Source organism: Faecalicoccus sp., assembly GCF_036552745.1.
Lineage (GTDB): Bacteria > Bacillota_I > Bacilli_A > Erysipelotrichales > Erysipelotrichaceae > Faecalicoccus.
In genome coordinates this window covers 1-9418 of sequence record NZ_JAXKBY010000007.1, presented here as the reverse complement: position 1 = coordinate 9418, position 9418 = coordinate 1, and the positions used below count along the sequence as shown (strand labels likewise).

The following is a 9418-nucleotide window of genomic DNA, read 5'->3' as shown; positions in this document are numbered from 1 at the left end:
TCATATACTCTTGTAGAAATCATAAAAGGACTACCTCCAAATAGATCGGTTAAAATCAAAATCCCTTCGTCTTCCGATTCCAACACTTGCTCTTCTACCATTTGTTGATACATATCCATATCTTGCCCGTATGGGAGAGTAAGATATGATATTTTTGGACTTGGCTTACCCATAATTAGCTCCATTGTTTGGTAGAAAGATTTTGATAACTCAGAATGGCTTAATAATAATAACCTACACATTCATTCGTCTACCTCCTTTACGTTTCCAATTGTAACAACCCTATCCCGAAACACAAAATTCGTAAAAAAACAACACAGATTGATACCTGTGTTGTTTTTAATTCTTATATTTTCATCCTATAATAACTAATTTTCCATCCAATAGTAAAGTAAGCGTTTTCATTTTTTAGAATGTGTGTTATTATAAACCTATCATCATAGTATAAATAACACACATTTTTTTATCTGCAAAATAGTACAACACAATTTTCAAAGAAAGGGACACAATTTTGTGAGGTGATTTTCCATGACTACTCGAATCGAAAGAATAAGCAGTTATTTAAAAGAACAAACTGATGCAATTTTACAAGATGGTCTAAATAATGAACCAGGGATTGATGCTTTGTTATGTGCCCTAGATTTACACTTAGATAGAGCAAATGTATCAAAGGACCTGAACCGTTTGTGGAAAGAAGGTAGAGCAGTAAAGGTTCAAGGTAAACCTGTATATTATCTAGATTATACTGTTTTATCTAGGCATTTTCCGAATCAATATATACCTTCTATAATCTCAAAAAATGAAAATTTAACTGACTTTTTATCAATGCAACCATATAAAAAAGTGCATACAGAGAACAATTATTTTAATAATACTCTAGATGATATGATTGGCGCCAAAGGATCATTATCAGAAGTAATCATTAATGCCAAATCAGCTATTTCTTATCCACCTTATGGCATTCACTGTCTTATTTTAGGAAATGCTGGTGTAGGAAAAACATTATTAACGCAACGGATGTATAACTTTGCATGTCAAGTAAGAAAAGCGGATTCCATTCCTTTTATGACTCTATCCTGCCAAAACTATCAAGAAAATCCTCAGTTATTTTCAGAAGCATTATTTGGAAGCAAAACTAAAAATAATTCTCGCTACTCTCCAAGCATTTTTGAAACTTGTAAGAATGGAATCATTGTACTAGAACAAATTGACCGCCTCCCTTTTTCCTGTCAAACACAATTAGCTTCTATTCTGAGCCGTAAAAGGTATCATACTATATATCAACAAGATGAACAGCAATTACAAAGTATGATTATAGCTACTACCTCAAAAAATAATGACGATTGTAAAATAGAAGCTCTTGCTAAGTTTATGCCGATACAATTAAAAATGGAAGATATAGATAAAAGAGGAATTTACGAGAAAATAGAACTTATAATGGATCTATTCTCAGAAGAAGCGATTCATACTCATACTACAATTCGTGTACACAAAGATATTATAGCCTGGTTAGCTTCCAAAAAATTTCCTAACAATATTATACAAATGAGAAATGAAATCCAGATTTCATGCAGCAAAGCGTATATGGAAATTAATGATCCAAAAAAGCAAATAGTATATGTATCATTTCAAAGTCTCTCTTTAGAATTACTTAGTCAGACCGAAAATACTCAAAACTTAAATTCTAATATTTTTAGTCTATTATCTTGTATTCCATCTGATTATTTACAGTTTAATCAAGATGGCACATCTAATGCTGCAACTATTTTCAAAAATGCACCAAATATGTTTAAAGAGCATAGAATGCGTCAATTCATTGATGAATTTAATGTCAATGTAGAAGAGCTGAAAGATATTAACCATTATGTCAAAGAAAATATCAATGTGTTAAAAGATTGTCCTTCCCCTCAACTAGAAGAACTACATAAAAATATAAACCCATATGTTTATCAAGTAACGATGCAAAAAATAAATGAACGCCAACTTCTAAAAAAATTAAGCGAGCATCCACAACTTTTATATGGCATTTTATTACATATTACAAACTATATATCACGTATCGAACACGGACAAACAGGAATTGATAACTCTAAATCAATGACAAAATACGTTTATCATAATGAATATTTGTGCGCTAAAGATATTTACCAAGAATTCTCGAGTTTATATAGCTTTACTCCTTCTGAAAGAGAAATAGATTTTTTAGCATCATATTTAGCAATAGCAAACCAATGGATTAATCATATTAATGTCGCCATTTTAGTTATTTGTCATGGAAAGCATATTGCTTCGGAAATGGTCGATTATGTAAAGAAATCAGTACAAGGGACATATTTTATAGATTCAATAGATTTTAACGAAGATATGCAACTTAACGATTTATTAGAGCTAGCTTGCATCAAAGCTAATGATTTAAATCAAGGTGCGGGTGTCTTAATTACGTGTGACATGGAACCTCTGACATCAGTTTCTGAATATATTCACAAACAAACCAATATCCCAACAAAATCTGTTAACAATATTAACCTAATGGATCTATTGAATTTAACGAATCAAACCACATCCCCCCTAAACGATTTAGATCAGATACGAATAAAACCGGATCATGAGCAAAAGAAAATAAGAAAAGAAACACAATCTGAATTTATAGAGCAAATCAAAGAAAGAGTAATATCTAAAACTGTATCTTTTATCGACGTTAACAAATCAACCAGCATACTAGAAACTTGCCTGAAGAATACATTGAAAGAATTGCATATGGAATATACAGATGTTCTAGCCATTAAATATCTGTGTCATTGTACAAATATGTTAGAAAGAATCATTCGTAATGAAACATGGGATTATCAAAAATCCCACTTATTTATGAAAGAAAATTCTTATATGATTCATGTTATAGAACATGGATTAGAATTCGCTGCAAATTCATTTAGTATAAAAATCCCTTTATCAGAGCTAATTTATGTAACTCAGATATTTCTGCCTGAAGAACAATACTAACTTTAAAAAAAATTGAGAAGATCATATCAAAATTCGATCCTCTCATTTTTTATATTTTTCAATTGTCGATATAAACCATAGAATGGTACATCAGACAAAAATTTTTCTTTGATCTTTTATCAATTTGACTCAATCATAGCTCATTCTCTCTTCTTTTGAAAGAATGTTGAAGCCACTGATCAAGAAAACGCTTTTCTCTTTCAACGCCCAAAATACAAGTGATAGGATGAAAAAGAATAAAGTCAAAAGTAAAGAAAAGATGGTGCTAGGATTCAGTAAGCTCCTTCATAAAGTCATTTAAACAGATGACTTGATCAAACAGACAAAGTACCGGTCGGTCTTCCTTTGTTCTATACAATTGATCCGTATGATAATGACCATGGAACCAGACTTTATAATCCACTTTCTTTTCTACCTGTTCTAAAAATTCATGTAGATTTTGTCGATCTTTTCCGTATCCATCTAATGTAGTTTCATATTTCTTAGATAACGGATGAGAAGAAAAGACATCATGCGTTAAAATATAATCCACCTTCCAGTTATGGGCGGCCAGATTCTTCATGGCATTTTCACATTCCTTAAGCGTAGGGATTTCTTCCTGCCACCATGTTTCGTGTTCTTTTCGATACATGCGATCATGAGAAAAACCACCACCAAACGCAAAGAAAGTCTTGTTTTTGAGAGTATAGATTTCTCCACGCATCAGATGATAGATGTTGGAACGAATCCGATGAATTCTTCCGCCATGCCACATTTCTTCCGGATATTGTTGTAATACATCAAAGTTCTCATGATTTCCATCAATAAACAATGTTGTCCATGGCAAAGATTCAATCCAGTTCAACCAGAAACGATCTCCACTGCCACCATCCCAGATACAGCCAAAATCACCGCAGATGATCAAAAAATCATCACGGTTTAATTTTAAGCCTTCCACAAATTCATCTGGATTGATCTTATGAATATCAATTTCCCGATGTGTATCACTTGTCAAATAAATCATAAATCTCTAAAGCTCCTAAAAAAACAAAATGCCTGATTGCTCAGGCATACATTTACTCGACTCCTAAGATAAAGGAATATACTGGCTGTTTGCCATCATATATTTCAACTTCGGCATCACTTGTTTCTTCAATATAATCGGCTAAAGCCTGCGCCTGTTCTTTGGTAGCTTCTTTACCATAAATCAAAGTGACAAGTTCACTGTCTTCATCGACCATTTTATCCACAAGCGCTTTGGAAGCTTCCAGACAATCCGGACAAGATACAACGATATCTTTGCCAAAGATACCCATATATTCATCTTTCTTGATTTCCAAGCCTTCATAAGTCGTATCCTTGATCGCATAGGTAACCTCACCGGATTTCACATGATCAATGGCTTCCTGCATTTCTGCCAGATTTTCTTCGAGTTCAACTTCCGGATTAAACATAACACAAGCGCTCAACCCCTGTGGAATCGTCTTTGTCGGCAAGACATGAATATCCTGATCTTCGCAAACACTCTGTGCCTGTTGTGCTGCCAAAACGATGTTGGAATTATTCGGTAAGATCAAAATATGTTCAGCATCCAGCTGATTTACAGCACTGACGAAATCCTCCGTACTTGGATTCATTGTCTGTCCACCACCGATCACGATATCTGCTCTTAACTCTTTGAACATCTGATCTACGCCGGCACCTGGTGCCACTGTAATGATCGCATATTTTTGGTGTTCACGTTTCGAAACAACTGGTGCAGCTTCTTCGTTTTCAAGAATGTTGTCATGCTGCTCCTGCATGTTTTCTACTTTCAGTTTGACAAAACGACCTTGACGTTTTCCCATTTTGATAGCCGTTTTAGGCTCTAATGTATGTACATGAACTTTTACAAGATCGTCATCCTGTACACAGACGATCGAATTACCGATCGTTGCCAATTCTTCCTTAAACTGTTCTTCTGAGAAATGACGAATTCCATTTTCATTCAAGCGCAAAATAAACTCGGTACAGAATCCAAACTCTTCTTCGCCGCCCTGTACTTTTGTCTGCGCATGCTCATTCACTTCGGCAGAATCACTTGCCGCAATGACATTCCCCTGCAAAGCGGAAAGAAAACCTTCTAAAATGACACAAAGACCTTTTCCACCACTATCGACAACACCGACTTCCTCCAAAACCGGTAAAAGTTCTGGTGTTCTCTCTAAAGATGCGTTTGCTTCATCTACCATTTTTTGAAGAACCTGAACGCAATCCTCAATTTCTTCGGTCACGGTATAAGCATACGTATAATCGGCCGCCTCACGTACAACGGTCAAAATCGTTCCTTCAACCGGACGCATAACAGCACGATAAGCAACGCGAGATCCATTGACCAAAGCATTGGCCAACTGCATCGCATCGATTTCATCTAAATCTTCTACAGCCTGATAAAAACCTCGAAAAATCTGTGATGTGATAACACCTGAGTTTCCACGGGCTCCCATCAACAAACCGCGAGAAAGTGTTTTACAGATTTTTCCTACCGTATCGGCATCTTCTTTTAAAGCTTCTTTGACCCCGTTTGAAAAGGTCAGATTCATATTGGTTCCTGTATCCCCATCCGGTACAGGGAAGACATTCAAAGCGTCGATCTCGGCAGAATGGTTAGCCAGATTATTCATACCGGAGGTCAACATGTCTTTTAATAGCTGACTGTTGATTCTTTCCATCTTCACACCTACTTCTCCAAACGAACACCCTGAACGTAAATATTTACCTCAAGGCATTTAACTTCCAATGTTTTTTCCAGGACGTATTTTACACGTTTTTGTGCTTCGTTGACAACTTCACTTAATTTGATTCCCTGCAGTGCAATGATATAAAGATCCAAGACCAGACCTTCTTCTTTCTGCGTTACGATGACACCACGGGCATAGTTTTCTTTCTTTAAAAGCTCAGCCCATCCATCACGAATTGCTTTCTGGCTTGTCATACCGATCACACCATAGCTTTCGGTAATGGCACCACCGGCCAGGCTGGCAATCGCATCCAGTGAAATTGAAATTTGTCCGTATTCAGTTGATTTATTAATAGGCATACAAATACCTCCTGTTCGTATAGTTAATTATACCGCATTCAAAGCTAATTTACCACATCAAACGATAGTGTCGTATCATTCCATTGATAATAAGTTCCTGTACCCGGATCATAGTATAGATTCAAAGAGGCGCTATACTGCAGGCCAAAATTTGGATCGGTCTGCCAGTCCAATGCCTTGTCGATATAATTTCCGGTTTCTGTTTCCGGCTGTTCTTCCTGCTGCGATGTTGTCTCTTCGGTATCTTCTTTTTGTGAAGTATCTTGTTTCTCCTGCTCTTCTTCACTTTCTTTTTCTGTTTCTTCTTTTGGTTTATTTCCGCTTAACTGATCACAGTTGATCTTTTCAATCGCAGAGTTATCCTTATCCAGAACCAGACAGACATTTTTTCCTTCCAGCTGATTTAACATGCTGGAATAATTGGTGATCATATATAACGATTCCAGGGTCGTATAGACCTTATTCCCATCCTGCATCGTGATCTGTAACATATTTTTATCATAGCTTGATTCATAGGGGATGATTTCCGCCATCTTTTCAATCACATCACGAGACAGTTCCTTTTTATGCTCCTGAAACTGCCTGGCAATATTTTTTAGCTGTTTCTCATCAAATCCACTCAACAAAGGAAAATGCACGATCTGCATCAGATCCTCTTCATTGATCTTGATGGATTCTCCCTTAGACGTCAACACATAGTTTGAATCATCATGCACATAATAGCCGATCACCGTTTTTTCCTGTACATCGATTTCCAGTTTTCCACCCGATCGATGAATCTGCACAGAATCTATCAAAGGCAGTGTTTCTACGGCATCGGAAACCATGAACATAGGTGTAAGCCACAAACGCGTCTGTGTACCTACATGCGCTGTGCGCAAGATCTCCTGATCCGAATAGTAATAATTTCCGGTACAGGCAATAACCTTGACCTTTGAATCATTGGAAAAAAAATAAACTAAGAAGCTGGAAAGAAGAAAGATAATCGCACTTAATACGTAACAAGCTTTTAACCCAAACTGAAATTGAAACCTTTTTGTTTTCTTTACCAAACCAAGTGCTCCACTTCTGTAATCAAATCGATCCCATATTCTTCTTTTGCCTTTGTCTGGATTAATGTAATCAGATCCAATACATCTTTTGCCTTAGCTTCTCCGTTCTTATTGACAATAAAGTTGGCATGCTTCAAGGAAACCTGCGCGCCACCGATTTCATGCCCTCTCAAGCCCAACTGTTCGATCAGTTTCCATGCCGGAATCGACTCCGGATTGCGAAATACACTGCCGGCACATGGCATATTTAAAGGCTGTGCATCCATTCTTCTTTGACGACGTGAATCCATCAAAGCCTCAATTTCTTTTCGATCGCCTTTGTTCAGCTGAAAACAAGCCCCTAAGATCAGCCAGTCTTTATGCTTCTGAAAGATCGAATGTCGATAGTCATAATCTAAATCTTTTGGATCCATCCATTCTATACATCCATCTTTCCATACATAGACACCCTTTAATAAAGAAGCAATGTTAGCTTTGTATGCACCGGCATTCATATAAAGTGCACCGCCGATAGACCCTGGTATTCCAGAAGCAAACTCCAAACCGCTCATGGAACGTTTCATTGCTTCTACCGAAAGATTGATGATAGAACAACCTGCCTGCGCAAGCAACACCCCATCTTCTTCAAAGAAAAAGTCATTTAACGTTCGATCTAAATTGATGATCGCACCATGAAAATGGGCATCGCTGCATAAAATATTAGAACCTCTTCCCAAAACATGGTAAGGTATGTTTTCTTCCTTTAAAATCTGAAGAATTCTTGTCAAAGCCAACTCATTTTTCGGATATATAAAATAATCCACCGTACCACCAATGCGATACGTTGTATGTTTTTTCATAGATTCGTTACATAGCACCCGGCCATAAACAGCCAGTTTTTCCTGTACACTCATTTTCTTTCCCCCTGTTGGATACATGATCTGCATAGATCAATGATATCGTATGCGGCATTAGGTCGCCCCAATTTTAATGCCTGTTCATGAACACTCTCCATCTTTTTTGGATCCATAAACAATTCTATGATACTTTTATTCAACGTATTAGCATTAAGATCCTTTTCCTCAATCATCAAAGCAGCCCCTTTTTCTACTAAGACATTGGCATTATAAAACTGATGGTTATTGGCCACATAAGGACTGGGAATCAAAATCGATGGAATTCCTAAAGCCGTAACTTCCGCAAGTGTTGTCGCACCCGCACGACAGATCATACCATCTATTCTTTTATAAATTTTCAAAGTATCCACATAACCGGTGACATGAACATTCTTTAATTCTTTAAACAAAGCCGCATCCTGCAGATTATCTTTTCCACAAACATAAATAAACTGTATGTTGTCCTCAATGCCTTTCAAAGCCTCTTTCATTAACTGATTGACACTGCTGGAACCAAGCGAGCCCATCATGATCAAGATCGTCTTTTTTTTCGAATCTAATTGGAATGTATCATAATAAGCTTGATCAAATTCTGATTCTTTAGCCGTTGTCGCTCTTGGATTCCCCAGTAAGAATGTTTTTTCTTTGGGAAAAACTTCATCGCACTTTTCATAACATGTAATGATACGATCCACTTTATTCATGACCAGCTGATTGGCCTTTCCGACAATGGAATTCTGTTCATGGATCAAAGTCGGAATGTGCAAATGATGCGCTGCCAAAATGACCGGCGCACTGACATAACCACCAAAGCCAATAACAAAATCAGGGCCAAAATTCTTTAAGATCTTTTTACTTTTCTGATAAGCGATAAAAAGCTGAAGTATGGCTTTCATCTTTTTTAATGGTGATCCGACTAAACCCGATGTATGCAAAGATTGAAAAGGATATCCCTTTTCCGGAATCAACTGCGCTTCCATGCGATCATCATTTCCAATACAACAAATTTCACAAGATGGATCCTGTTCTTTAAATTTATCCAATAAGGCTAATGCGGGGTAAATATGTCCTCCCGTTCCGCCTGTTACACAAACTATTTTCATATCTTAGAAAGTATAACATAAAATCATAAAAGAAGTGGACTTTTAGTCCACGATTTCAATAGATTCCTGCGTAGGTTCCAGTTTGCCCATCAACACTAAGCGCTGATTACTGTCAAATCCATAATCCAGATCACAAGTTGATAAAGTGATGAAAGAACCATTTGATGTATCAACCTCATTGGTATATTGTGCCGAAGCCATCATTTCCGATAAACGCTCATTGCGATAGCTGCCAAAGGAAGTCGTGTAATAAACCGAACCATCGGTCGTCTTGGCAAAGTACACGATCGAGCACTTATAGTTTTGCGTAGGTGTCAGTAAATAAAATAC

The 9418-nt window shown here is 36.8% G+C and carries 9 protein-coding genes and 1 pseudogene; 1 reads left to right on the top strand and 9 read right to left on the bottom strand.

Annotated features, from left to right (window positions below):
- Positions 1-242: PTS sugar transporter subunit IIA (locus tag U0M88_RS00455; protein ID WP_442902225.1), on the bottom strand; the 242-nt coding region annotated here is incomplete at its 3' end.
- 286 nt (positions 243-528) lie between these two features.
- Here U0M88_RS00455 and U0M88_RS00450 point away from each other — a divergent pair.
- Entirely contained in the window at positions 529-3000 is a 2472-nt protein-coding gene (locus U0M88_RS00450) for a sigma 54-interacting transcriptional regulator (protein ID WP_331868569.1), read from the top strand.
- A 129-nt stretch (positions 3001-3129) separates the two neighbouring features.
- Here U0M88_RS00450 and U0M88_RS10370 read toward each other — a convergent pair whose 3' ends face one another.
- From U0M88_RS10370 to U0M88_RS00415, 8 genes and pseudogenes are all read right to left on the bottom strand, one after another.
- Entirely contained in the window at positions 3130-3246 is a 117-nt protein-coding gene (locus tag U0M88_RS10370; protein WP_442902224.1) for a DUF3784 domain-containing protein, read from the bottom strand.
- A 19-nt stretch (positions 3247-3265) separates the two neighbouring features.
- Entirely contained in the window at positions 3266-4003 is a 738-nt protein-coding gene (locus tag U0M88_RS00445) for a metallophosphoesterase family protein (RefSeq protein ID WP_331868568.1), read from the bottom strand.
- A 52-nt stretch (positions 4004-4055) separates the two neighbouring features.
- Entirely contained in the window at positions 4056-5690 is a 1635-nt protein-coding gene (locus tag U0M88_RS00440; protein WP_331868570.1) for a DAK2 domain-containing protein, read from the bottom strand.
- 8 nt (positions 5691-5698) lie between these two features.
- Entirely contained in the window at positions 5699-6058 is a 360-nt protein-coding gene (locus tag U0M88_RS00435; protein ID WP_022790251.1) for an Asp23/Gls24 family envelope stress response protein, read from the bottom strand.
- Positions 6059-6102: 44 nt separating this feature from the next.
- Positions 6103-7110 (bottom strand): FtsQ-type POTRA domain-containing protein, encoded by a 1008-nt coding sequence (locus U0M88_RS00430; RefSeq protein WP_331868567.1) that lies wholly within the window; start codon positions 7108-7110, stop codon positions 6103-6105.
- The gene (murB, locus tag U0M88_RS00425; protein WP_331868566.1) at positions 7104-8003 is read right to left on the bottom strand and encodes a UDP-N-acetylmuramate dehydrogenase; all 900 of its coding nucleotides are present in this window, start codon (positions 8001-8003) and stop codon (positions 7104-7106) included. The genes U0M88_RS00430 and murB overlap by 7 nt, the downstream gene beginning before the upstream one ends.
- A complete protein-coding gene (gene murG / locus U0M88_RS00420) occupies positions 8000-9088 on the bottom strand; it encodes an undecaprenyldiphospho-muramoylpentapeptide beta-N-acetylglucosaminyltransferase (protein WP_331868565.1) in 1089 nt (362 codons plus the stop codon). Before murG ends, murB begins: the two co-directional genes overlap by 4 nt.
- A gap of 42 nt (positions 9089-9130) precedes the next feature.
- A pseudogene (locus U0M88_RS00415) lies at positions 9131-9418 on the bottom strand (class B sortase); the annotation flags it as partial.